28 protein-coding genes are annotated in these 24,304 nt (G+C 31.9%); 11 read left to right on the top strand and 17 right to left on the bottom strand.

The genetic code is table 11. The features are described 5' to 3' along the window. Positions 1-84: 84 nt before the first annotated feature. The 3 genes from queC to queE are packed head-to-tail and all read left to right on the top strand — an operon-like array spanning position 85 to position 1,887. Complete coding sequence (gene queC / locus LQ617_RS06715; protein ID WP_126476678.1) at positions 85-753, top strand: 7-cyano-7-deazaguanine synthase QueC; 669 nt, start codon at positions 85-87, stop codon at positions 751-753. Next, on the top strand, positions 753-1,184 hold the full coding sequence (queD, locus tag LQ617_RS06710; protein ID WP_048539957.1) for a 6-carboxytetrahydropterin synthase QueD: 432 nt from the start codon (positions 753-755) through the stop codon (positions 1,182-1,184). The genes queC and queD overlap by 1 nt, the downstream gene beginning before the upstream one ends. Then, entirely contained in the window at positions 1,177-1,887 is a 711-nt protein-coding gene (gene queE / locus LQ617_RS06705; RefSeq protein ID WP_037589260.1) for a 7-carboxy-7-deazaguanine synthase QueE, read from the top strand. Before queD ends, queE begins: the two co-directional genes overlap by 8 nt. Before the next feature lie 96 nt (positions 1,888-1,983). On the opposite strand, the gene LQ617_RS06700 is transcribed toward queE, so the two are convergent. Together LQ617_RS06700 and LQ617_RS06695 are read right to left on the bottom strand one after the other, a co-directional pair. Next, positions 1,984-2,652 (bottom strand): DUF1129 family protein, encoded by a 669-nt coding sequence (locus LQ617_RS06700; RefSeq protein WP_239740036.1) that lies wholly within the window; start codon positions 2,650-2,652, stop codon positions 1,984-1,986. Further along, the gene (locus LQ617_RS06695) at positions 2,645-2,983 is read right to left on the bottom strand and encodes a PadR family transcriptional regulator (protein ID WP_025904753.1); all 339 of its coding nucleotides are present in this window, start codon (positions 2,981-2,983) and stop codon (positions 2,645-2,647) included. The genes LQ617_RS06700 and LQ617_RS06695 overlap by 8 nt, the downstream gene beginning before the upstream one ends. 185 nt (positions 2,984-3,168) lie before the next feature. On the opposite strand from LQ617_RS06695, the gene LQ617_RS06690 reads away from it, so the two are divergent. Together LQ617_RS06690 and LQ617_RS06685 are read left to right on the top strand one after the other, a co-directional pair. Next, positions 3,169-3,810, top strand: a complete 642-nt coding sequence (locus LQ617_RS06690) for a hypothetical protein (RefSeq protein WP_037589261.1) — start codon at positions 3,169-3,171, stop codon at positions 3,808-3,810. Between the two features lie 51 nt (positions 3,811-3,861). After that, complete coding sequence (locus tag LQ617_RS06685; RefSeq protein WP_025904751.1) at positions 3,862-4,110, top strand: GlsB/YeaQ/YmgE family stress response membrane protein; 249 nt, start codon at positions 3,862-3,864, stop codon at positions 4,108-4,110. Positions 4,111-4,165: 55 nt separating this feature from the next. Here LQ617_RS06685 and LQ617_RS06680 read toward each other — a convergent pair whose 3' ends face one another. The 9 genes from LQ617_RS06680 to LQ617_RS06640 form a co-directional block, all read right to left on the bottom strand. Then, the gene (locus tag LQ617_RS06680) at positions 4,166-4,897 is read right to left on the bottom strand and encodes a YwiC-like family protein (protein WP_239740035.1); all 732 of its coding nucleotides are present in this window, start codon (positions 4,895-4,897) and stop codon (positions 4,166-4,168) included. Positions 4,898-4,973: 76 nt separating this feature from the next. Then, on the bottom strand, positions 4,974-5,801 hold the full coding sequence (locus LQ617_RS06675; RefSeq protein WP_126476680.1) for an aldo/keto reductase: 828 nt from the start codon (positions 5,799-5,801) through the stop codon (positions 4,974-4,976). A 13-nt stretch (positions 5,802-5,814) separates the two neighbouring features. Then, the gene (locus LQ617_RS06670) at positions 5,815-6,537 is read right to left on the bottom strand and encodes a pseudouridine synthase (protein ID WP_107572598.1); all 723 of its coding nucleotides are present in this window, start codon (positions 6,535-6,537) and stop codon (positions 5,815-5,817) included. A gap of 205 nt (positions 6,538-6,742) precedes the next feature. After that, the gene (locus LQ617_RS06665; protein WP_025904747.1) at positions 6,743-7,060 is read right to left on the bottom strand and encodes a DUF3817 domain-containing protein; all 318 of its coding nucleotides are present in this window, start codon (positions 7,058-7,060) and stop codon (positions 6,743-6,745) included. 3 nt (positions 7,061-7,063) lie between these two features. Next, positions 7,064-8,410, bottom strand: a complete 1,347-nt coding sequence (locus LQ617_RS06660) for a hemolysin family protein (RefSeq protein WP_025904746.1) — start codon at positions 8,408-8,410, stop codon at positions 7,064-7,066. A 234-nt stretch (positions 8,411-8,644) separates the two neighbouring features. Next, positions 8,645-9,433, bottom strand: a complete 789-nt coding sequence (locus LQ617_RS06655) for an alpha/beta fold hydrolase (RefSeq protein ID WP_239740034.1) — start codon at positions 9,431-9,433, stop codon at positions 8,645-8,647. Between the two features lie 203 nt (positions 9,434-9,636). Continuing rightward, on the bottom strand, positions 9,637-11,568 hold the full coding sequence (locus LQ617_RS06650; protein ID WP_037589266.1) for a PTS fructose transporter subunit IIABC: 1,932 nt from the start codon (positions 11,566-11,568) through the stop codon (positions 9,637-9,639). Between the two features lie 18 nt (positions 11,569-11,586). After that, complete coding sequence (gene pfkB / locus LQ617_RS06645; RefSeq protein WP_239740033.1) at positions 11,587-12,498, bottom strand: 1-phosphofructokinase; 912 nt, start codon at positions 12,496-12,498, stop codon at positions 11,587-11,589. Next, positions 12,495-13,256 carry a DeoR/GlpR family DNA-binding transcription regulator gene (locus tag LQ617_RS06640; protein ID WP_126476684.1) on the bottom strand — a complete coding sequence of 254 codons (762 nt, stop codon included), beginning with the start codon at positions 13,254-13,256 and terminating at the stop codon, positions 12,495-12,497. Before LQ617_RS06640 ends, pfkB begins: the two co-directional genes overlap by 4 nt. A 173-nt stretch (positions 13,257-13,429) precedes the next feature. On the opposite strand from LQ617_RS06640, the gene LQ617_RS06635 reads away from it, so the two are divergent. Further along, entirely contained in the window at positions 13,430-14,623 is a 1,194-nt protein-coding gene (locus LQ617_RS06635) for a M20 metallopeptidase family protein (protein ID WP_126476685.1), read from the top strand. Positions 14,624-14,693: 70 nt separating this feature from the next. Here the strand turns inward: LQ617_RS06635 and LQ617_RS06630 are convergent, their stop codons facing one another. Both LQ617_RS06630 and LQ617_RS06625 read right to left on the bottom strand, forming a co-directional pair. Further along, on the bottom strand, positions 14,694-15,602 hold the full coding sequence (locus LQ617_RS06630; protein WP_025904740.1) for an aldo/keto reductase: 909 nt from the start codon (positions 15,600-15,602) through the stop codon (positions 14,694-14,696). A gap of 11 nt (positions 15,603-15,613) precedes the next feature. Continuing rightward, entirely contained in the window at positions 15,614-16,543 is a 930-nt protein-coding gene (locus tag LQ617_RS06625; protein ID WP_239740032.1) for a CobW family GTP-binding protein, read from the bottom strand. 201 nt (positions 16,544-16,744) lie between these two features. On the opposite strand from LQ617_RS06625, the gene LQ617_RS06620 reads away from it, so the two are divergent. Then, positions 16,745-17,191, top strand: coding sequence for a MarR family winged helix-turn-helix transcriptional regulator (locus LQ617_RS06620; protein WP_025904738.1), 447 nt, complete (start codon positions 16,745-16,747; stop codon positions 17,189-17,191). Positions 17,192-17,285: 94 nt separating this feature from the next. Here LQ617_RS06620 and cydC read toward each other — a convergent pair whose 3' ends face one another. Together cydC and LQ617_RS06610 are read right to left on the bottom strand one after the other, a co-directional pair. Then, positions 17,286-18,953, bottom strand: coding sequence for a thiol reductant ABC exporter subunit CydC (cydC, locus tag LQ617_RS06615; RefSeq protein WP_191836363.1), 1,668 nt, complete (start codon positions 18,951-18,953; stop codon positions 17,286-17,288). Further along, complete coding sequence (locus tag LQ617_RS06610) at positions 18,950-20,563, bottom strand: ABC transporter ATP-binding protein/permease (protein WP_239740031.1); 1,614 nt, start codon at positions 20,561-20,563, stop codon at positions 18,950-18,952. Before LQ617_RS06610 ends, cydC begins: the two co-directional genes overlap by 4 nt. A gap of 160 nt (positions 20,564-20,723) precedes the next feature. Here LQ617_RS06610 and LQ617_RS06605 point away from each other — a divergent pair, with 160 nt between their 5' ends. From LQ617_RS06605 to LQ617_RS06595, 3 genes are all read left to right on the top strand, one after another. Next, positions 20,724-21,569 carry an undecaprenyl-diphosphate phosphatase gene (locus LQ617_RS06605; RefSeq protein ID WP_025904735.1) on the top strand — a complete coding sequence of 282 codons (846 nt, stop codon included), beginning with the start codon at positions 20,724-20,726 and terminating at the stop codon, positions 21,567-21,569. A gap of 84 nt (positions 21,570-21,653) precedes the next feature. Next, on the top strand, positions 21,654-22,490 hold the full coding sequence (locus LQ617_RS06600) for a hypothetical protein (RefSeq protein ID WP_232173603.1): 837 nt from the start codon (positions 21,654-21,656) through the stop codon (positions 22,488-22,490). Next, the gene (locus tag LQ617_RS06595) at positions 22,490-22,945 is read left to right on the top strand and encodes a YaiI/YqxD family protein (protein WP_239740100.1); all 456 of its coding nucleotides are present in this window, start codon (positions 22,490-22,492) and stop codon (positions 22,943-22,945) included. The genes LQ617_RS06600 and LQ617_RS06595 overlap by 1 nt, the downstream gene beginning before the upstream one ends. 18 nt (positions 22,946-22,963) lie before the next feature. On the opposite strand, the gene LQ617_RS06590 is transcribed toward LQ617_RS06595, so the two are convergent. Then, entirely contained in the window at positions 22,964-23,215 is a 252-nt protein-coding gene (locus tag LQ617_RS06590) for a hypothetical protein (RefSeq protein ID WP_078099953.1), read from the bottom strand. Between the two features lie 74 nt (positions 23,216-23,289). On the opposite strand from LQ617_RS06590, the gene LQ617_RS06585 reads away from it, so the two are divergent. Beyond that, on the top strand, positions 23,290-23,859 hold the full coding sequence (locus tag LQ617_RS06585; protein WP_037589271.1) for an LOG family protein: 570 nt from the start codon (positions 23,290-23,292) through the stop codon (positions 23,857-23,859). Here LQ617_RS06585 and LQ617_RS06580 read toward each other — a convergent pair. Beyond that, complete coding sequence (locus LQ617_RS06580; RefSeq protein ID WP_126476690.1) at positions 23,834-24,304, bottom strand: 2-thiouracil desulfurase family protein; 471 nt, start codon at positions 24,302-24,304, stop codon at positions 23,834-23,836. The two genes, LQ617_RS06585 and LQ617_RS06580, sit on opposite strands and share 26 nt — an antisense overlap.

Below are 24,304 nucleotides of genomic sequence, written 5' to 3'. Positions count from 1 at the left end.
CACCCTCTATAAAAAACTAGACACCTACGTCTACCTTTTTATAGAAGGCAGGCTTTTTTTATGCCTTTATAAAGGAGAAACACTATGTCAGAAACATTAAAAAATGAAAAAGCAGTTGTTGTGTTCAGTGGCGGACAAGATAGTACAACATGCTTATTCTACGCGAAAGAACATTTTAAAGAAGTAGAATTAGTGACGTTTCAATATGGCCAACGCCATGATTTAGAAATTAAAGTTGCTGAAGATATCGCTAAAGAACAAGGATTAAAGCATCATATTCTAGATATGTCATTACTTTCACAACTATCCCCTAATGCATTAACAGACCATTCAATGCAAATAGAAAATGATGAAAACGGCATACCTAATACATTTGTGCCAGCACGTAATTTACTATTCTTATCATTTGCAGGTGCATTAGCATACCAAATTGGTGCTAAACATATTATTACAGGTGTTTGCGAAACAGACTTTAGCGGGTATCCAGATTGTAGAGATAGTTTTATTAAATCTATGAACTTATCCCTTAACTTATCAATGGACAAAGATTTCGTCATTCATACACCGCTCATGTGGTTGAATAAAAAAGAAACTTGGGCACTAAGTGATCAATTAGGTGCATTAGACTATGTTAGAGAAAAAACATTAACATGTTATAACGGTGTGATGAGTGATGGTTGCGGTGAATGTCCTGCTTGTAAATTAAGAAAACAAGGATTAGACCAATACCTAGAAACGAAAGGAAGTTTATAATGTTACAACAAATCTATCCGAGCGTTCAACACCCTTATGCTTTCGAACTAAATAAAGACTTTAATTTTTCAAGTGCACATTATATTCCACACGAAGAAGCCGGTAAATGTATGAATGTACATGGACACACATATTTTGTTAATTTAACAATTGCTGGAGACGAATTAGATAAAATGGGATTTTTAGTGAACTTTAGCGAATTAAAATCATTAATTCATAAACGTTATGATCATCAACTTTTAAATGACTTTGAAGAATTTAAAGATCATAGTCCTTCAACTGAACAAGTTGCTCAAACTATTTATAATATCGTTCAAGCATCTCTAGATAAACGTGATAATCAACCTAAATGTGTACAAGTATTTGTGAGAGAAACACCTACAAGTTACGTCGTTTATCGTCCAACTAAGAAAGGTGACAACAATGCCTAAAATACCAGTGTTAGAAATCTTCGGTCCAACGATTCAAGGTGAAGGTGCAGTCATTGGTCAAAAAACGATGTTTGTTAGAACAAGTGGTTGTGATTATAGATGTAGTTGGTGCGATTCAAGTTTTACATGGGATGGCTCTGCTAAAGATGATATTCGATTACTTGAACCAGAAGATATTATTTCAGAATTAGATCAACTCGCTCCAAATAAATATCAACACGTTACGATATCAGGTGGTAACCCTGCTCTGATTAAAAATATAGGTCCGTTCGTAGAAGCTCTTAAAGCACGCAATATAAAGACCGCACTTGAAACTCAAGGCTCTAAATTCCAAGAATGGATGACACAAATCGATGACTTAACGATTAGTCCTAAGCCACCAAGTTCTGGTATGAAACCTAATTTAACAATACTAGATGAAGTTATCGCACAATGTGTAGAAGAAAGTCTTTCACTCAAAGTTGTGATTTTCGACGAAGCAGACTACCAATTTGCTAAAGATATACACAAACGATATCCTTCTATCCCATTCTATTTACAAGTAGGTAATCCATATCTAGACGATAGCGTTTCAAACCATACTGAAAAATTACTCGAAAAATATGAACAACTGATCGATAAAGTAATGAATGATACTTTAAATGATATTTTTGTTCTACCTCAGCTACATACACTGTTATGGAGCAATAAAAAAGGTGTTTAATATTTCCTAGGAAATAGCATACACAATATAAAATAAGCACATCACTTACTTGAAAATGCTCATTAAGTGATGTGCTTATTTATTTTAGTCTATTATTTATACAGCTTTTGGCTGTCTTTTCATAAATTTATATATAACATAAATCGCAATCCCTAATATAAGGAAGATCCACCAAGGAATATAAACTTTCATCATATCTTTAAATACAAGATTAGGTACTAATATTAGAATTGCTGGTATAACACCAACTAATAGTCCAGCATATGCTGATTCTTTTATTTTCTTATATTTAGATTTATCAAAGATATATCTTTGGATAATATTGAATAATGCTTTAACAATAAAGAATCCACCTATTGGTACAATAAGTAATAGGAAAAGTGTAGATATAAGTGGTGTCTTATAATCAACAAATATACCTACGATACCTGTAATAACAAAATATATACTATAGAAGTAAGCTACACCCATTCCTACCATTTTTAAAATTGCTTTATTAGATTCATTCGGTAGTTCGTTTAATATATCATCGGCATGACCTTTAACATCATGACCGAAAAATTCAATTGCAGTTGTGCCATTTGAAACAGCTTCTAATAAATGATCAAGAACATCCATTAATATGACTTCTGATTCATGTTCATTTACACGCAAGTCTGTTCTAACATATAACAAGAAATCTTCATAAACTTCTAAATCCGTTTCATTTAGCTGCTTTCTCTTCTCGTTGTTTTCTTTGATGAGTTGTTTAGTAGTTCTAGACATCTTCATTGCTCCCTTTTAACAATTTAGTAATAGGATCCTTAATTTCAAGCCATTCTTTTCGTACGATTTCTAATTCTTCGCGACCTTTATCTGTAATATAATAATATTTTCTTTTAGGTCCTTGTTCACTATGCTTAAACTCACTATAAATAAAATCCTTCTTCAATAATCTAAGTAAAATAGGATATATCGTTCCTTCACTTACATCGGTAAATTGATGTTCATTTAATTTGCGAGATAATTCATAACCATATACTGGTTGAGATTGTATGATAGATAAAATACAAGCATCTAATAACCCTTTTCTCATCTGTGTCTTAATTGTCGACATCTTAATAACCTCTTCCAATTTTTACAGCTATTTTGTATTACAAGATAGCTTACTTTTATACTATAAAAGTTTCATTCATTTGTCAAAGGGTCTTTAATTTTTTTCACAAAACATATATTTAGTGATTATATGTTTAGAAATTGTTATAATTCTTAGATGAGACTATTTTAAGGCAGGAGACAGATATGGCATTCCTCGTTTCAATTAATATCATTCTGTGTATCGTCTTGATGTCATATAACTTTGTAGTAATGAATAAGAAATCGCGTATCAATCATTACGCTATTTCAATCACAATTGCTTTGAATGGTTTAATATCCTTTATAATCATCAAAGAAATCAACTTCATCACGATTGCAGTAACGACTATGTTACTTATATGGGCATTTTTACATACATGGATTCAAATTAAATACGTTCCAAACTACATTGAAAATCAATATTTCGTACTTTATATCATTACGATTGTATTTAGTATGTCTTTAAACATTGTTTATTTAGATAGTACACTTTCAATTTATCAATCTGTACCTTATTTAGGTGTCAGTTTATTTATATTTGGCCAAATCATTGCTTATTTATCGTTATTCACAGAACCTATTGAATCAGACGGTAAAAGGCTCGCAAAAATTTACCAAAATGGTATATATCGATACTTTATTCATCCACGTTTAGTTGGTGAGATATTATCGATTGTGGCGTTAATATGTATGATTGTCCTTACGCCCCATTGGTTTCTATTAATACCAGTGTTCCTTTTTTATATTATGTTTATTTTATGGCAAAAGTTATTCAAAACTTCTTATTATGTTTCACATAGTGAATAACAGGGTACTTAAATATAGAAATAAGAAATATAAATAAGGAGGTACACTCAAATGGGCTTTATATTAATGTTAATCGTAGGTGGCCTAATAGGTTGGCTAGCAGGTGTTATATTAGGTAAAGATATACCTGGCGGCATAGTCGGTAATATTATTGCCGGTTTAATTGGTTCAGCGATTGGTGGTTCTTTACTAGGAGATTTAGGTCCAGTATGGGGTGGCGTCGCAATCATACCAGCACTAATCGGTTCAATTATTTTAATTCTTGTATTATCATTTATTTTGAAATTAATCAAAAAATAATTAATCTTCAATTAATAGATAAAGTTAAAGCAACCATCCGCGGATGGTTGCTTTTTTAATGTAAAAATATCGATCCAACTACTAATACAAATACTGAATTAGCTATTTCAATTAAACCTACATGCATAATTTTTATTTTCTTACCATATAGAACGACTGATCGTATTAAACTCGGTATATACATCAACATAACTAATGGATGTATAAAGAATCCTACAACAACTATACATAAATGATAAATCCAAGATGACCATTTATATTTTACAGATTTTTTCTCTCTAATCATCGTCTTAACGTATAAAATTGTACCAAAGAAATATAAGAAACTTAAAATAAAGACTGGTAACCAAGATTGTACATCTGTTATAGATACATTTAATAAAGCGCTGATCACACCAAATAAACAGAATATCAAGACAGCTATTAAATCATTAGTAAATGCTCTTTCATTTTTCTTTTTAGCAAAATAGGCATTTAATAGTGATAAAGGTACCATCAGTAGAAAAATCCATATCGTAACGGGTTTATGTAATACGATTGGTACAAATGATATGACGACAATCAAAGCAAATATGCCTGCCGTATAAATATAACCTATTATTTTCTTCCTTTTCTTTAAGTAGAAGAAAATTTGGTCACTCATGAAATAAGATGCCAGTACACCTAAATACAATAATAAATGAAAGTATGTAAAACCAGTTGCTGCAATTCCGAATGCGATTGGTAGTACAATCATTGACCATACGCCATGTTGATTTGGTTTTTTAAATTTAAACAAATAAAACACCTCCACAGTTTTATTTTACTAAAAGATGCATATGAAATACATCTTAATTCAAACAAATCTGTGAAGGTTCTATATTTTACTTCATATCTCCAATTTTAACTTCATCTGGATCTCTAAATTGTCGTTCATCTGTATTTAATTGGTCGATTTTGGCTAAATCTTCATCACTCAATTCAAAATCAAATACATCAAAATTCTCTCTGATTCTATTATCATTTTGAGATTTTGGAATAACGAGTCTACCTTGTTGTAAATGCCATTTAATAATAACTTGGGCAACAGTCTTGTTATACTGATCTGCTATACTTTGTAAATCTGCGTTATTTAACCATTCCCCACCTCTCATTAGAGGACTCCATGCCATTAATTTAATTCCTTTACTTTCGCAATATGCTTGTAATGCTTTTTGATTAAATAACGGATGAAACTCAACTTGGTTAACTGCAGGGACAACTTCAGTTTCAGCTAATAATTGATCTAAATGATGTTCTTTAAAATTACATACACCAATTGCTTTAATTTTGCCTTCTTTATATAACGTTTCTAATGCTTTATACGTTTCAATAAATAATCCGTCTGCAGGACATGGCCAATGAATTAAATACATATCGATATACGTAAGTTGCAATGATTCTAATGAGTCATTAAACGCTTTAATAGTTGCATCATACCCTTGGAAGTCATTCCATAATTTAGTTGTAATAAATAAATCTTCTCGATTAATATTGACTGTTTTTAAAGCTTCGCCTAATGCTTTTTCATTTTTATAAAACCAAGCTGTATCTATCGCACGATATCCTGCATCAATTGCAGTGTGGACGACTCTCTCAACATCTGCATCTCCAATTTTGTATACGCCTAAACCTAATTCTGGTATCTCTACATTGTTATTTAATTTAACCATTTTATTATCCCCTTTATTTAGATGTCATACGGTCTCTTTTAGGTGTATAAGCGAGCGAACGTGTCAGTTCTTCAAATTCTTCTTTCGTTAAATCACGCCATTCACCATATTTAATACCATCAAGCTTAATATTCATAATGCGTATTCTTTTTAATTTTTTTACATTATATCCTAACGTTTCACACATACGTCTAATTTGACGATTCAAACCTTGTGTTAAAACAATTTTAAATGTTCTATCATTAATTTGCGATACTTTCGCTGGAAGTGTCTTTTGATTTAAAATTTCAACACCTTCAGACATTTGCTTTAAGAAGTCTTTCGTTAAAGGCTTATCTACTGAAACGACATATTCTTTTTCATGATGATTTTCAGCACGCAAGATTTCATTAACGATATCTCCATCACTAGTAAGGAGTAATAATCCTTCTGAATCTTTATCTAATCTACCAATATGAAAAATTCTTTCATGGTGATTGACGTAGTCTACAACATTACCTTTAACATGTCTCTCAGTAGTAGATGTAATACCACGCGGTTTATTGAGTGCTATATAAACATAACCTTTATCAATTGTAATGACTTCACCATCAACCTTCACAACATCCGTACTTTCAACTTGAGACCCTAGTGTCGCATATTCGTCATTAATTTGAACGCGATTAGCACTTATCCATTTATCAGCACCTCTCCTCGAACATACACCAGCTTCACTTAGAAATTTATTAATTCTCATAAAAATGGTTCCTCTCTCAATCTATCTACTATATTCCCTATTTTACATGATGATCTTCATTAAAACAAAACAGTATGTGTCTATTTTGGACTTCTGACGACTTTTGTATGGGCTGCCTTAGTTACACTTCCACCGACTTTTGTAATTAATACAATAAAAAAAGAGCACAGGATCCAAATGTTTGTCCCATGCTCTTCGTATCAATTTATGATTGCGTTATCTTTTCATAAGATTTGCCATTTATAAAGAAATGATCAAATATAAATGTTCCAAAAGGAATAAAAGCTGTTATAAAAGCAATGACTGGCCACTTTATATGAATTCTAACAATCAGTGCCATTACCAATATCATAATGACATACATTGAAAATAATCCACCATGTATCATGCCTAATACTGAAACTACATTTGGATTACTCAACATATACTTGATAGGCATTGCTATAAATACTAATAACAGTAATGATCCACCTTCTAAATATCCTGTAAACCTAAATAATGATGTTAATGTAGTTTTGCTCACGTTTTAATCCTCGTCTTCTTCGTCTTCGTCAAAGATACTTTTTCTTTCTTTTATAAAATCTTTGTGTAAAGCAACTGTCTTAATTTGGTGATTTTCAACATCAATAACAACCCATTTATCATATTCTGTATCGACATAGTCGTCTTTTTCAATTTCTGGGTTATGTGCTTGTAACCAACCACCGATTGTATCAATATCGTCTGAATCTACAAATTCAATTCCGAATTTTTCTTCTAATTCTGATAAAGTTACTCGTCCATTAATTTGGTAAGTATCTTCACCAGTTTGAATGATATCATTTACTTCATCATCATCAAATTCATCACGAATTTCACCAACGATTTCTTCTAATATATCTTCCATCGTGATGACACCAGCTGTACCACCATATTCATCAATAACTAACGCCATATGAACATGATCTTTTTGCATTTTTACTAATGCATCACTAATTCTTGTAACTTCGTGAATAAGTGGTAAGTCATGTACGTAGTTATTAATTTTAATTTGTTCACCTGAAGCGTATTCTGTTAAAAATTCTTTAACATTGATAAAGCCTTTAATATGGTCTTTATCGCCATCTTCAGTAATTGGGTAACGTGTGTAATGATGTTCATTTATAATTTCTAATAATTCTTCAATATTAAATGGTTCTGTTAATGTAACCATTTGTGTTCTAGGTACCATGATATCTTTTGCTAATCTTTCATCGAATGAGAAAATATTTTGCATATAAGCTAATTCAGTGTGGTTGATTTCACCACTTTGATAGCTTTGAGTCATGATAAGCTTTAATTCTTCTTCTGACATTGCTTGTTCTTCGTTAGTAGGTTGAATACCTATTGCTCTAACTAGAATACGTGCTGCGCCATTCATTGACCAAATTAACGGTTTCATAACGATACCGAAATAATATAATGGTCGGCCGAAGACAAGTGTAAGTCTTTCTGCCTGTTGAATTGCTACCGTTTTTGGTGCTAATTCACCAACTACTACATGGATAAACGTTACAATTAAGAAACTGATCGCTATGGAGAAAGTTGTAGTTAATGCGTCTGGCAAGTTAAAGAAGTCTAATACAGGATGTATTAAAACTTCAAATGTCGGTTCACCAATCCAACCTAATCCAAGTGATGTTACAGTAATACCAAGCTGACATGCAGATAAATAATAATCTAGTTCTTTGATCATTTTATGTACAATTTTAGCTGATTTACTTCCTTCAGAAATTAATTGTTCAATTCTAGTTATACGCACCTTTACAAGCGCGAATTCAGATCCTACAAATACCATTGTAAATGCAATTAATATAAAGAATACAATAAAGTTTATTATGGTCGAAATTTCCAATTAGTTCCCTATTTCTAGGGATTCACCTCCAAATATTTTGCGGTGACGCCATGGTCACCTTTGTATGATTTTGTTCAATAAGTTTATTTATGATATACGTTTTCAAAACTAAATCCTTCCCATTTAGCGTCACCTCCCCCGATATTAGCATATTATTTTTAGTGTACCATATTTTTATCTCAATTTAAATGATATAAGAAAGAATGTAAATGTAGAAGTCTACACATACATTCTTTATATAGTCGTCGTTCCAACGTGTTGCATGATAAATTTAGAACTAATTTTATTAAAAGCTTCTGGTTGATCAATATTACATACGTGACCAGCTTGCTCTATTATTTCTATTGAAAAGTTTTCATTTTCTTTAACGAGTCTTTCTACTGGTGGCATAAATAAATAGTCTTCTTCTCCCATGATAAAGAGCGTTGGAATATCTCTTGTTGCAACTTGTAAATGTGCTAAATAAGGATTCACAAGCTTCGTTAATTTAACCCATTTAATAAATTGTTTTTGAGACACTTTCTTAGCTTCATTCACAAATCTCAAGCGAGATTCTTCATGAGCTTTCTTAGGCATAATAATGTATGCAAACAGTTTATAAAGCAACATATACGGTACAAAATTCATAATCGTACGGCCGATTGCTAACAAGAATTTAGTCCTTAAATTTACATTAATGATGGCCCCACCTAAAACCAATGTCGTAATTCTCTCCGGATATGATTGCGCCATTGTTTGACCAACAATTGTGCCAAGGCTCATGCCGATAATATGTGTCTTGTCTATATTTAAATGATCCAATACATCTACAACTTCTTTTGCTAAATGTTCAAATGAATCATTTTTCTTCCATTCTTTATTCGCAGACTTCCCATGTCCTCTTAAATCTACGAGTAATATATTAAAATGTTTCCTATAATATCTCATTTGTTTAAACCAAATCGAAGAACTACCACCAGCTCCGTGTATCAACGTAACCCATTCTGCGTCATTTGATTTGATAATTGTCTTGTAATATAACATTGTTCACATCTTTCCCTATGTTTACCATTTTCTACATATTATAATAATTTAATTTAATCATATAAAAATTTCCCCAACTTTTCAATTTTAAACATGTTAAATCAGCATCATACTTTTGGCCGAGGATTTAAAGCAATGACTAAAAAAGCTGTCTACAAAGTCACAACTCTGTAGACAGCTTTTAATTTAATACGTTATATTGATTATTCTACTTCTTCTGCGATTTCAAGTTGCTCTTTCGTTAATTTAGGTTTAATAACACCATAAATAATTGCTGCAACTAATGCACCGATAACTACTGCTAGTAATGTTTGTAATACATGACCGAAGTCAGTTGCAAATATAACAAAGATACCGCCATGTGGTGCTTGAATTCTTGAACCTAATCCTAAAGCTAACGCTCCGCCAATACCTGAACCAACCATCATTGATGGAATGACACGTAATGGATCTGCTGCTGCAAATGGAATAGCACCTTCTGTAATAAATGATAATCCCATCACATAGTTTGGAATAATAGAACCTTTTTGTGCTTTCGTAAATTTCTTTCTAAAGATTAACATCGCTGTTGCAATTGCTATTGGTGGAATCATACCACCAACCATAGCTGCTGTAATTGCTGCTGCATTTCCTTCTGTTAACGCTGCTGTCGCAAATACATATGCAGCTTTATTAAATGGACCACCCATATCTATTGCCATCATTGCACCAATTACTAAACCTAATAACATAATATTAGAACCAGATAAGTTATTTAATCCATCTAATAATAAATTGTTTAACCATGCTGTTGGTGGATTCACCACGTACACCATAAGTAATCCAGTAAGTGATACTGATAAAATTGGATAAATTAATGTAGGTTTTAAACCTTCAAACATTTGAGGTAAGTTCTTAAATACATATTTGATACCTTCTGTTAAATAACCTGCAAGGAAACCAGCGATAATACCACCTAAGAATCCTGAACCACCCGCTACTGCTAACATACCACCGACTAAACCAGATGCGAAACCAGGTTTATCTGCAATACTTCTAGCGATGAAACCTGCTAAAATAGGCACGATTAATTTAAATGCACTTTCGCTACCAATCGACCATAAATTAGCTGCAAATTCGTTATATTGTCCACTCTTTGGATCAAATGAGTTTTCACCAAATAAGAATACGATTGCCATCAAGATACCACCAGATATAACGAGTGGTAACATATTAGAAACACCATTCATTAAGTGTTTATATATCGTCTTAGATACACTTTGTTTTTCATTGCTAGCAGCACTACTTTGTTTCGTACCTTTAGCTACGAATGGTTTACGTGATGTGTCTTGCGCCATATTGATTAATTCTTCTGGGCGTTTAATACCATCAGCAACCGGAACTTGAATTACATTTTTACCATCGAAACGATCTGTTTCAACATGCACATCCGCAGCTACAATGATACCTGATGCTTTTTCAATTTCTTCATCTGTTAAGTGATTTTTAATACCGCCTGAACCATTTGTTTCAACTTTAATAGGTACACCCATTTTTTTAGCTTGATTTTTCAACGCATCCGCAGCCATATAAGTATGTGCAATACCTGTAGGACATGCTGTTACAGCTAATACAAGTCCTTTTTCTGAATCCGCTTCTGCATTCGTTACAGCTGCTTCTTCTGAAGTTTCATCTGAAGCTTCATCATCATGCTTATTAATGATATTTAATACTTCTTCTTTACTTTTCGCTTGTAATAACTCTGCTCTTACATCTTCATCCATCAAAATACCTGAAAGTTTAGCAAGGGCATCTAAATGTGTTTGTGCACCACCAGCTGGCGCAGCAATCATAAAGAATAAATGAGCTGGTTGCATATCTAATGATTGATAATCTACACCTTCAACAGATTTACCAAAAGCAATCGCTGCAGACTGTACAGCATCTGTTTTAGCATGAGGAATCGCAATCCCTTCACCAATTCCTGTTGTACTTTGTGATTCTCTTGCATGAATCGCTTCTTTAAAAGTTGCCTCGTCGCTTAATTTTCCAGCGCTGTTTAATTGCGCAACTAACTCATCAATGACTTGATCTTTACTTGTTGCAGAAAGATCCATTGCAATGGTTTCCTTCGTTAATAGTTCTGTAATTCTCATTTTAATAACCTCCCTATTTTAAACATGTTTAATGATTACTTTAGAAATTATTTTTTCTATATCTTCTTTATTAGCTAAATCCGCATTAAATGCTGTTGCTGTACCACAGCTTACTGCCAATTTAAATGCTGATTCTATGTCTTTGCCAGCTTCTAATCCTGCTACCATACCAGCAACAGTACTGTCACCTGAACCAACTGTATTCACAACTTGACCACTTGGTACGATAGCTTTTAATCGTGTTTGTTGATCCACATAAATAGCACCTTCTCCACCGAGTGAAACGATGACTGCTTGAGCACCTTCATTCAATAATTGCTCAGCACATTCAATAACTTCTTTATCCGTTTCAATTTGTTTATCAAATATTTCTTCTAATTCATGTTTATTTGGTTTAACAAATTTCGGATTATACGCTAGTACTGATTTCATCAAATCTTTCTCAGCATCAACGATTAAATTTGCACCAGTTTGTTTAAGTATTTCTGCTACTTCTTGATAGACTGGATTTTGTAATGAACTTGGCACACTGCCCGCAATTATAACCGTATCTTCTGATTGCGTATTTTTCATTTTCGTTAAAAATTCTTCATAGTTATGTGGTTCAATATTTGGTCCCGGACCATTGATTTCAGTTTCTAAACCAGATTTTAATTTCACATTGATTCTTGTATCATCTTTAACCTCTACGAAGTCAGTTAAGATGTTTGCTTGATTAAGTGCATCTTTAATAAAATCTCCAGGAAATCCACCTATAAAACCTGTTGCTGTACTTTTGATATCTAATGTTTGAAGTACTCGAGAAACATTGATACCTTTTCCACCAGCAAACTTGTTTGTTTCATGTGCTCTGTTTAATTCACCTACTTCAAATTGATTGGTAAACATTACATAATCAATTGATGGATTAAACGTAACTGTATATATCATTTTTGTCCTCCGTTAATGTTATATTTTTCTTTAAATTGATTTAAATTATTTAATGTTTGAATCGCTTTTTGTGAAGTTAGTATCTCTATTGATTTATCATATGTTACTTCCGCAAACGATACTTCATTAAATTTAGAATGATCTAACAAGACATATACTTGAGATGCTAAATGAATGGCCGTTTCTTTCATTTCTGATTCGTAAGGGTCTGGTGTCGTTAACCCATAGTTCAAATCAATGCCATTCATACCAATAAAAGCTTTGTCAAAACGATATCTTTCAAGGGATTTAACTGCATTTACGCCTATATTCGCAAATGTCGTTGCCTTTACTTCTCCACCTGTCATATAAACAGAAATGCCTTTCTCTAATAACGGTCTTACATGTGTTAAACCATTTGTCACAACGATAATATCTTGTTGTGTAATGAACGGAATCATTTCTAAAGTAGTTGTCCCAGCATCTAAATATATCGTATCTCCATCTGAAATTTGACTGACAGCTAATCGTGCAATCTCTCGTTTTTCATCTTGATGTCGCGATTCTTTATCTGTCATATTACGCTCTTCATGGCGCTTTGTTATTTGAGTTGCACCACCATGAACTCTTTTGAGCATACCTCTTTCTTCAAGTTGAGATAAATCTCTCCTAATTGTTGATGTACTTGAATTCGTCAAATTAATAAGTTCTTGTAGAGATACTGTTTCCCGTAGATTAATCTCTTCTAATATTAATTGATGTCTTTCAGTCGTTAACATACAATCTCCCCTATTCCTCTACATAATAAAACGTTTTCATTTCATTGTCAATCACTTTCGTTCACAATCAACCAAAATCAACCAAATTTTTTTAGTTGTTTTATAAGTGCAATCATTTTATACAGTAAAAGATTACTGTTATACTTTTCTAGTATAATTTTAGGAGGTAAATCATGAATAATTTAAAAGAAAAGCTTTTTAACCTAATTGAAAAGAAAGAAAGTGCCATGATTGATATTAGAAGGCATTTGCATCAACACCCAGAACTATCATTTGAAGAAACGCAAACTGCTGAATATATTAAATCATTTTACGAAGGCAAAGATGTTAAAGTAACACAACCTTTAGAAAAAGAACATGCTATTATTGTAGAAATTAAAGGTGGTCAAGAAGGTAGAACGATTGGTTTAAGAGCTGACTTTGATGCTTTACCTATAACAGAAGAAACAGATGTTCCTTTCAAATCACAAAATGAAGGTGTTATGCATGCTTGTGGTCATGATGCTCATACTGCTTATTTAATGGGGCTTGCAGATGCACTTATTGAAATTAAAGAAGAATTACCTGGCACAGTTAAAATCATTCATCAACATGCTGAGGAGAAACCTCCTGGTGGTGCTAAAGCACTTGTAGAATCTGGTGCACTTGATGACTTAGATGAAGTTTATGGTATCCACATCGTTCCAGTAGCTGGACCAGAATTTATTGGTTACAATAAAGGACCTTCATTCTCAGGAAGTTCAACATTCAAGTTGACGATTAATGGTTTAGGCGGACATGCAGCAAGTCCACACAAAACACATGACGCATTAGTTGCTGGGACAAACTTTGTAAATGCTATTCAAACGATTGTATCAAGACGTATCGATCCATTAGATATGGGTGTCGTTACGATTGGCGCATTCGAAGCACCAGGTGGATACAACGTTATTCAAGATAGCGTTACAATCAAAGGTACTGCTAGATATTTAAACCCTGAATTAGAAGAAACAATGTATCAAGAAATCAAAAAAATTGCAGATAGTGTTGCAGTGGGCTTCGATATTGAATATGACTTAGATTATCAATTTGGTTATCCTGTACTTTATAACCACCCAGAACAAACTGATAAAGTAGCAGAAATATTATCAAATAGTAAAGGCGACTATTTCCAACAATTAGTTGAAATACCTCAAGTTACAGGTTCAGAAGACTTCGCATACTATCTACAAAAAATTCCTGGTTCATTCTACATTGTAGGCAGTAAACCTGAAGGCGTAACAGAACCATATATGAATCATCACCCTAAATTTGATGTGAATGAAGATTGCTTGCAAGTTGCAGCAAAATCTTTAGGAGAAATTACATTAAACAGACTAGAAAAATAAATATTAATCTAAAAAAATGAGGCTGGAACCTGTATATTGGTTCTAGCCTCATTTTTATATCATTATCATACTATAATATATCTTCACCACGTGATGCGACATAAATATCGAACCACTCTTGATCTGTTAATTGTAATTTCGTAGCATTTACAGCTTCGTCAACTCTTTCTATCTTACTTGAACCTACAATTGGCATTACTTTTGATGGCAATCTGAGTAACCAACTGTAAATCACTGTGCTCACTGATACGTTATATTTTTCTGCTAACGGTTGTATAACTGCCATAATGCGTCTTGCTTTTTCATCATTTTGATCAAATAACTTACCACCAGCTAATGGACTCCATGCCATTACTTTAACATCATGTTGCAACATTCTATTTAATGTACAATCTTCAATATTTTCAAGTTGATATGGTGATACTTCAACTTGATTAACTGAGATATGAGACATTTCTTTCTTCAAACTTTCATTTAATAATTCATATTGATTACATTTAAAGTTTGAAACACCGAACGCTTTTATTTTTCCTTGTTCAACTAAATGCATCACTGCACGCGTTACTTCATCTGGATCCATTAATGGAGATGGTCGATGAATCAGTAGCGTATCGATGTAATCCGTCTTAAGATTTAATAGCGATTTATCAACTGATTCAATAATATGATCATAACTTTGATCATATCGATGACCAGTATTTTTAGCGATTTGATCATTCGGTAAAATAATACCGCATTTTGTGACGATTTCAATTTTCTCTCTTAAATTAGGTGTTAAAGCTAATGCATCACCAAATAATGATTCACATGTATAATTACCATATATATCCGCATGATCCATTGTTGTAATGCCTCTATCAACTATTTCATGTATGAAATCATTTAATTGTTGATTGTTATAACCCCATTCATTCAATCTCCAAAAACCATGTACAATTCTAGAATAACTAACATGTTTATTTATACGAATTCTTTCCATCCCATCATCTCCTAAGAAAAATTCAACATATCTAACTTGTTACGAATACTTGCCTTATCTATAGATTCACCTATTATGACAATTGTTAAAGGCATATTCATTATTTCTGGTTCATATTGAGGTACCCCAAATGCATATTGAAATAAATAAGTTTGTTCTGGTTCTTCTCTAAATTTAACAAATCCTTTAATTCTAAGAATCGAATCAGGTAATTGTCTTAAGAAATTCATTAATAATTCCATTTCTATCGGACCACTAAATGTATAATTTATGGATTGAATACCGTGATGATGACTATGTTTAGCTTGAAGTGACAAAGCCTCATTTACAGGTATTTCAACACCATCAATATTTGAAAACTGCGTAAAGTGTAGGATTGGTTGATGCTTAATCGTTTGTAATGACGTTTCTAATGACGCTTTTTCTTCAGTAGATAATTCATCAGACTTATTAATAATAATCAAATGTGAATATAACATTTGTTCTTCCATTAATTGCTTCGTCTGAACGGTATATCTCGATCTTTCTAAATATCTTTTCCCGTCCATTACACCAATAATTGTTGGCATTTCAACTTTATCCACTAATGAAGGGTTTTGACATGCATCCACTACTTCTACAGGATGCGCAATACCAGTTGCTTCAATTAATACAAGATCAGGCTGGTCTTTATGATATAAATTATGTAATACAACTTCAATATCATCTTTCAATGAGCAGCATATACAACCATTTAATAAACTTTGAGTAGAGACATCATCACCTAACAAATTGCTATCAACATCAAAAGAACCAAATTCATTCATAATGATTGCGACCTTTTGACCAGATTCCTTTGCTTTCATGATGAGTCTTTGAAGTAATGTTGTTTTACCACTACCTAAAAAACCTGTCAAAATTGTTACTGCCATTTTATTTTTATTCTTCATACTTTGACTCATATTCAAACCACCTTTCTGTAATTATATGATATAAGTTCAGAAACTACAAAGACTTAAAGTTTATCCTATAACTTATACTTTAAATATTTATAAATTACACACCACTAAAATATTTACAAAATAAAATTATTCATTATATAATGAATTAGGAGATTTCAAAAAAATAATGAACCATTGCATTTGTAGTTTGGGGGAAAGATTATGCCGGATAAATTAGATATCCAAAACCAATTGTGTTTTAATTTGTATAATGCGCAACGACAAGTTAACCGCTATTATTCAAACAAAATTTTCAAGACGTACAATATTACATATCCACAATATTTAGTATTAACGATTTTATGGGAAACCGCACCGGTCAATGTCAAAAAGCTTGTAACAGACTTAGCCCTAGATACAGGTACTGTATCCCCTTTATTAAAAAGAATGGAAAATTTAGATTTAATCAAACGTGTACGTTCTGAATTAGATCAAAGAGAAGTGTTTGTTCATCTAACAGAAAAAAGTGAACAAATGAAACCACATTTACACCAAGCTTCACATTTAATTCAAGATGTATCAGAGTTAAATGATGAAGAAACTAATCAATTAAACAACTTATTACAAAAATTGATCAATAATGTAGATAAAATCAATCAAGAAAAATAATACAGCAAGCATCTATCATCTTGCTCAAAATAAATAAGCATATCACGCAACTGAATGCTCAGTTTAAAGTGATATGCTTATTTTTTTCTAGTATTTATTCTAATTGTTCATTATATTGAATGACTTTATATAAATAACCTTGTTCTTTAATGAGTTGAGAATAACTACCTTGCTCTATGATATGTCCTTCATTCATGACGATTATATGATCGAAGCTTTGTAAATATTTCAAGTTATGCGTCACAATCACAATTGTATCATCTTTATTTAATAAGAGATTCATAACATTTTCTTCGTTTTCTTCATCTAATGAAGCTGTTGGTTCATCAAGCAACCATATTTGTGCTTTTCTTAACAATAATCTTGCTAATGATAAACGTTGACGTTCCCCACCTGAAATATTCTCAGCGTTTTTAGTTAGCTGCTGATCTAAGTTTAAATGATTTAAATTTACGGCAGCAAGAACGTTTGTCATCAGCTCATCTTCTACTTCAATTAATAAATTCTCTCTTACTGTGCCTTCGAAATAATGATTATGTTGCAACATTGTATTGATTTCATTCACATAATCTTCTTGAATCACATGAGACAACTGTTCATTTTTATAGGATAAAGTACCATCGTTCACACTATATAATCCCATTAATATATTAAGCATCGTTGTCTTACCTGAACCTGAAGGACCTATAATAGCTACATGATCTCCTTTATTTATTTCAAAGTTAATTTGAGATAACGTTTCTCTTTCTTGAAAATCATATTTAAACATTACATTCTCTGCTTTATACAATGCATGATTTTGAACTGAACGTTCTTGAGGTAATTCAAATGATTGATTGATGACTTCTTCAATATTTTTAAGACTTCGCTCTGTATCCGCTTTGTAAAAAGCAACATTAGTCATCGGGATAGCTTGTTCAAATAACGTAATTGTAATCATTAATATACTCGCAAAGAATACAGCGTTTAATACACCTTCTTGAATTTGCCAAATACATAAGATCGTCATACACCAAATACTCACCATCGATGATAAATTCAGCATAAAGTCATAAGAACTTAAAAATTTCTGTTCTTTATATTTTTTATCTTCATATTGATATTGTTTATTTAACACTTTCTCTTTAAATGCACGATATTGTTGGAATCTTTTTAATTCTGAACGTCCTTTTTCAAAATCAAAGTATTCAGCAACATATGTTTCTTCACTTTGTTGAACAGATTCAGCCAAACTTTCAGCTCTTTTAGCTGATAAATAAGGGATGATGATGACTGACATCAACATTGAAAGTCCTATAATCACACCTGCATATATATTGAAATTAATCATCACGAGTATTGTTATAACTGTCGTTATAATAATAACAATTGGTGGATAATAAACTCTGAGTAAAATATTTTGTAATCGTTCAACGTGGTTTACCATTTGCGTTAATAAATCGCTCGAACGGTATCTTCTAAATACGTTTGGAACGATTGGAATGAGTTGATTAAACAAGTTAACACGTATATCTCTCAACATTGTAAATGTAGAACGATGCGAATATAATCTTTCGAAATATCTAGTTATTGCACGAACAAAACCGAATAACTTAATAGATACAATTAAAATCATTAATGCATATAAAGGTGTTCCAAGCGCACTTTTAGATATCATATATCCACTTAAAGCAAACATTCCAAGTGCAGTTAGCATGCCAAATACGCCTATTACAATAGAAAGATAGAAGTCTTTATCAAATTTAATTTTTAATTTTTTCATGACGTAGCACCACCTTTTTGAGATGCGTCATATGATTGAACTGTTCCATTATGAATTTCTATATAATCAGTGGCATATCTCAACACTTCTTTTCGATGTGCGATTGTGAGAATAGTCTTTTGATGCGCAAATTGGTTAACAGTTTGCACGATAAGTTGTTCGGTTTCAATATCTAATCCAGTTGTCGGTTCATCAAAAATAACCACATCTGGATCAAGTAATAGTAATCTGGCTAGTTCTATTCTTCTCATTTCTCCACCAGACAACATTTCATAACCATCACCAATCATCGTATGCATACCTTTAGATAATTGTTTTACTTTTTCAAGTAAACCCACTTCAGTTAACACTTCACTAACACGATTTTCATCATAATTTTGGAACATTGTGACATTTTCATACAAAGATGCGCTGAAAATATAAGGTCTTTGGGATAGATACCCCATTTTGAGTGGTTTTTTATAAATAATCTTACCTTCATTGGGATTCAATTCATTTAACATAAGTTTGATTAATGTCGATTTACCTGCACCACTCGGTCCAATAATTGCTGTATGATGATTTTCTTTTATACTTATATTGATTTGATCAAATGCAAAATCTTTACGCTCTGGGTAAGTGAATGACACATGATCAAATTGAATGATATCTTCATCATTCATATTTGAATCAATTTGAATGTTTGAAGCTTGTATAGATTCTTCATTATTCATATCTTCAATCAATTCTATATAACCTTCACTTTGTTTACCCGTATGGAAAGCTTGTCCTAGGTCTTTAATCGCATTATAAAATTCTGGTGCTAATAATAAAGTAATAATGGCAACTACAAAAGATACATCGTGAAATACGATTAATCTTAACCCTACTTCTAGCGCAACTATACCTATTCCAAGCATCGAGATAAATTCCAACATTAAGCCTGATAAGAAGGCACTTTTCAAAATTTCCATCGTTAAATCTCTAAATGACGTACTTGATTTATAGATTTTTTCAGTCGTTTCATGTGTTCGATTGAAAAGTTTTAACGATACGAGACCTTTTGTTAAATCTATAAATTCTGCTGCAAATTGATCTAACGATTGCATTTGGTCTTTCGCTTTATCACGAGTTCTCAGCCCAAATACAATATAGAACAGTGGAATAAACGGCGCTGTAATCATCATAATTAACGCAGCTGGCCAATGAATAAAGAGTAATGTAACGATAATCGATACTGGGATAATGGTTGATTTGAAGACTTGTGGCAAATATGATTCATAAAAAGGATGTATACCCTCAACCACTTCAGTAATCATTGTTATTTTAGTTCTATCTGTTTCATTATTTATCAATTGATGTCTAACATCTCTTTTAACTTTATAAGAAAGTTTTTGTCCTGATAATTGATTAAGGTAGTTAAAGCATGCTCTTAAAAGCAATACAATGAGCAAGATTGCTAGCCATAAATAAAGTTGTTGTCCATTTGATTTTACGACGAGCATTTGGTTAATAATTTTTCCTAAATATATATTTTGAAATACGACTGTTAAACTTAATAAAAACGAAGCGAGAAACATAAATATTTGCAACGTTATATAATGCATACTATACTTTGTTAAATCTTTCACAATCTCACCACCTTGTTCCATTATAACGCCTTTACGAAAAAAATAAACTAAAATGTATTATTAAATATTAGCATATTACAATGTAATATTTGGTACAATGATGATACGGTGATTGTCTCTAGATAACCACAGACTTTCATAAAAACAGAGGAGCAAAGCTATGTTTATATTAGAATTAATAAAAGCCATTATATTAGGTATTGTTGAAGGTTTAACAGAATTCGCACCTGTTTCATCTACAGGTCATCAAATTTTAGTAGATGATATGTGGTTAAAATCTAAAGCCTTTCTTGGAAGCGAATCAGCATTCACATTTAAAGTTGTGATCCAATTAGGTTCGATCCTTGCAGCAGCATGGATATTTAGAAATCGATATTTTGAAATGTTACATATTAAACAAAATGAACAGCAAAAAAGAAAATTAAAATTGTCACATATTATTGTCGGGCTTGTACCAGCTGGTATTCTCGGACTATTATTTGATGACTTTATTGAAGAACATTTATTTAGTGTCCCAACTGTATTAATCGGTTTATTACTTGGAGCTATATATATGATTGGTGCGGATATGTATTCTAAACGCGTCACAAATCCACACAAAGTAGATGATATGAACTATCCAAAAGCATTTGTAATTGGCCTATCTCAAGCAATTGCATTATGGCCAGGATTTAGCCGTTCAGGTTCAACTATTTCAACAGGTGTCTTCTTAAAGTTAGATCACAAGGCAGCTTCTGACTTTACATTTATTATGGCCGTACCTATTATGTTTGCAGCAAGTGCAAAAGCATTACTCGGAAATCTACAATTTATAACATTAGATCAAATACCTTTCTATATTGTAGGGTTTATCGCATCATTTATATTTGGACTGATTTCAATCAAATTATTCTTAAAACTGATTAATAGAGTAAAATTAATACCTTTTGCGATTTATCGTATTATTTTAGTTATTATTATCGCTATTGCATATTTCGGTTTTGGAATTGGTCAGAATATCGGCTAACACATCGTACCAATCGTTTGAAGATTATGATATAGGGTATTGGAGTAAGATATATTATAAGAAATAACTACGGAGGAATGACTCATGAATGATAAAGTTAAATTAATTGTTAACACATTACCACTTGTATTAGTACCATTAATTAGAGAACGCAAAAAAATAAAAGAACATCCAGATGTTAAACATGTAACTGAGACGACTGTTGATTTTTCACATAAAGTAAAAGATAAAACAATCGAAACGAAAGATAAAGTTGCAGAAAAAACACAACCTGTAAAATCATATGTCGTTCAAAAGAAACGCTTATATGAGTACAACAAACAAATGAAACAACCTTTTAAAGAAGAACAAAAAGAAGCAAAACAACAACAAAAAGAAATTGATCATTTAGATAAAAAACTTCAAAAAAATATCGATGCTCGTAATAAAGAAGAAGAAAAAGCACAAAAAGAAAATAAAAAAGCGCGTATTAAAGAACTCACACACTACCAAAAGCTTGAAGAACAACAAGCTAAAAAAGGTAAAAAACTTCAAAAAGAAAACGAAAAAGATGTATCTAAGTTAGATAAAAAGTTACAAAGTAATATCGAAGCACGTGAACAAGAAGAACAAAAATTAGAGCAACAAAACAAAGAAGAACGCATTAAAGAAATAAAGAAATATGAGGGACATCAAATGAACACAGCAACTACACAAAGCAGTAATGCAAAATCAATCAACGACGTAAGCTCTAAACAAGCAAAACCAAACATTCAAGAATTAGTCAATGAAAGAGTTAGAAATGAGAAAGAAGAAAAATCTAGTCATCTTCTATTTAATCAACATAAATCGTCTATGTCTCAACATATCAGTCAATTTCCATATGATGAACATACATCTGAACATAAAAAATCTAAAAAAAGATTTCGTCGCAATAAATGATTAACAGAATTATTATAGATGGAGATGCTTGTCCAGTTACGGATGATATCATTCGCTTAACTCAACATACAGGCATCTCTGTTCTTATTATTAGAAGTGTTAACCATTTTTCACTAACAGAATATCCCGATTATGTTTCAACAATATATGTTGATCATGGTGCTGATAGTGCAGACTTTAGAATTGTCAAATTGACGCAACTAGATGATATCGTTGTAACGCAAGATTACGGACTAGCGAGTCTTCTATTAAATAAAGCCCTTCACGTTATCCACCATAAAGGTTACGAGTATACATCTCAAAATATTGAACAACTGTTAACGCAAAGACATATTTCTGCTCAAGTACGTCAACAAGGTGGTAGAACGAAAGGTCCTAAAAAACTCACACAAGAAGACCATAAAGTTTTTTCAGAATTTCTATCAAAATTAATAAAAAAACATTCTGGACAATGATAATCGTCCAGAATGTTATTATTCTATCATTTGTTTTTTAGCTTTTTCTAAATTAACTTTATCTGTTTCTTTCATTTGTTCTAATTCTAAACGCATCTTATCTGTTTCTAATAAGTAGTTCTCATGCTTTAATTTTTCAAGTTCTAATTCATCTTTAACACGTTGGGATTTAATTTTTTCTATTCTAACCGTTTTACTTTGATGGTTTTTTATAAGACCCGCTACTGATGAAATAAGCACAATAAGCACGACCATTAAAAATATATTCACAGTTATACCCCCTTCTTAAATAATAGAAGTATCTTTTAAGTTATTATACTACATATGTGAGAGGAGTAATATATATGAAGAAAATTGCTGTTTTCTGTGGTGCAAGTAAGGGAAATGACCCAATTTATACAGAACAAGCTTATGCGTTAGGTAAATATTTAGCCGAAAATAAATATGAATTAGTATATGGTGCCGGATCAACTGGCATGATGGGAGCAGTAGCCAATGGTGTCATTGACCATGATGGTATTGCTATTGGCGTAATGCCAAGATTTTTAGGAGAACGTGAAATCGCTCATGAAAATTTAACAGAATATCATGTTGTCGAAACAATGCATGAAAGAAAACAAATGATGTCTGATATGGCTGATGCATTCATTATGTTGCCTGGTGGTGCTGGTTCTTTAGAGGAATTCTTTGAAATTTATACATGGTCTCAAATAGGACTACATCACAAACCAATTGGTGCATTAAATACTAAACAATTTTTCAATCCATTAAGTTTAATGATTGATCATTTAATATCAACTGAATTTATCAGTTCAGATTATAAAAATTTAGCGATTATTAAAGAAAATATCGATGATTTATTTAGTGCTATGAAAATGGCACAACCCGTTAAACTTCGTGATTATCAAAAATAGTTAAAAATGTTTTTTCATCATAGACGTTAATATCATTTAATGTAAAGAGGGCTGTCGTAACACCGACACCTTCTTTTTTATTTCCCGTAAATGTACCATCGTATATAACAGTACTACCACATGAAGGACTGTCACTTTTCAGAATAACTGTATCGGCATTCAAATCTTTAATAATAGAGAGTGCACGTTTAGCGCCTTCTTTAAATTGTATTGTGACATCACGACCTGTAACAGTCATGACCTTTGCTTGGTCATTCCACACATCATAACCATCTCCTCCGATGATTTCTGCTGGTTCTCTTGGAACTTGTAAGCCACCTAATATTTCAGGACAAATACTAATCGCTTTCTTCTCATCTATTAAATTCTTATAGAATAAATCCAACTTATGGTTGCCATCATACCTTACTTTTTCTCCAACTAAACATGCACTAATAACGATCAT

Source organism: Mammaliicoccus sp. P-M59 (assembly GCF_022386135.1).
Classification (GTDB): domain Bacteria; phylum Bacillota; class Bacilli; order Staphylococcales; family Staphylococcaceae; genus Mammaliicoccus; species Mammaliicoccus sciuri_A.
Note: the sequence above shows the minus strand (reverse complement) of the source record. Positions and strands in the feature narration are given on the sequence as shown.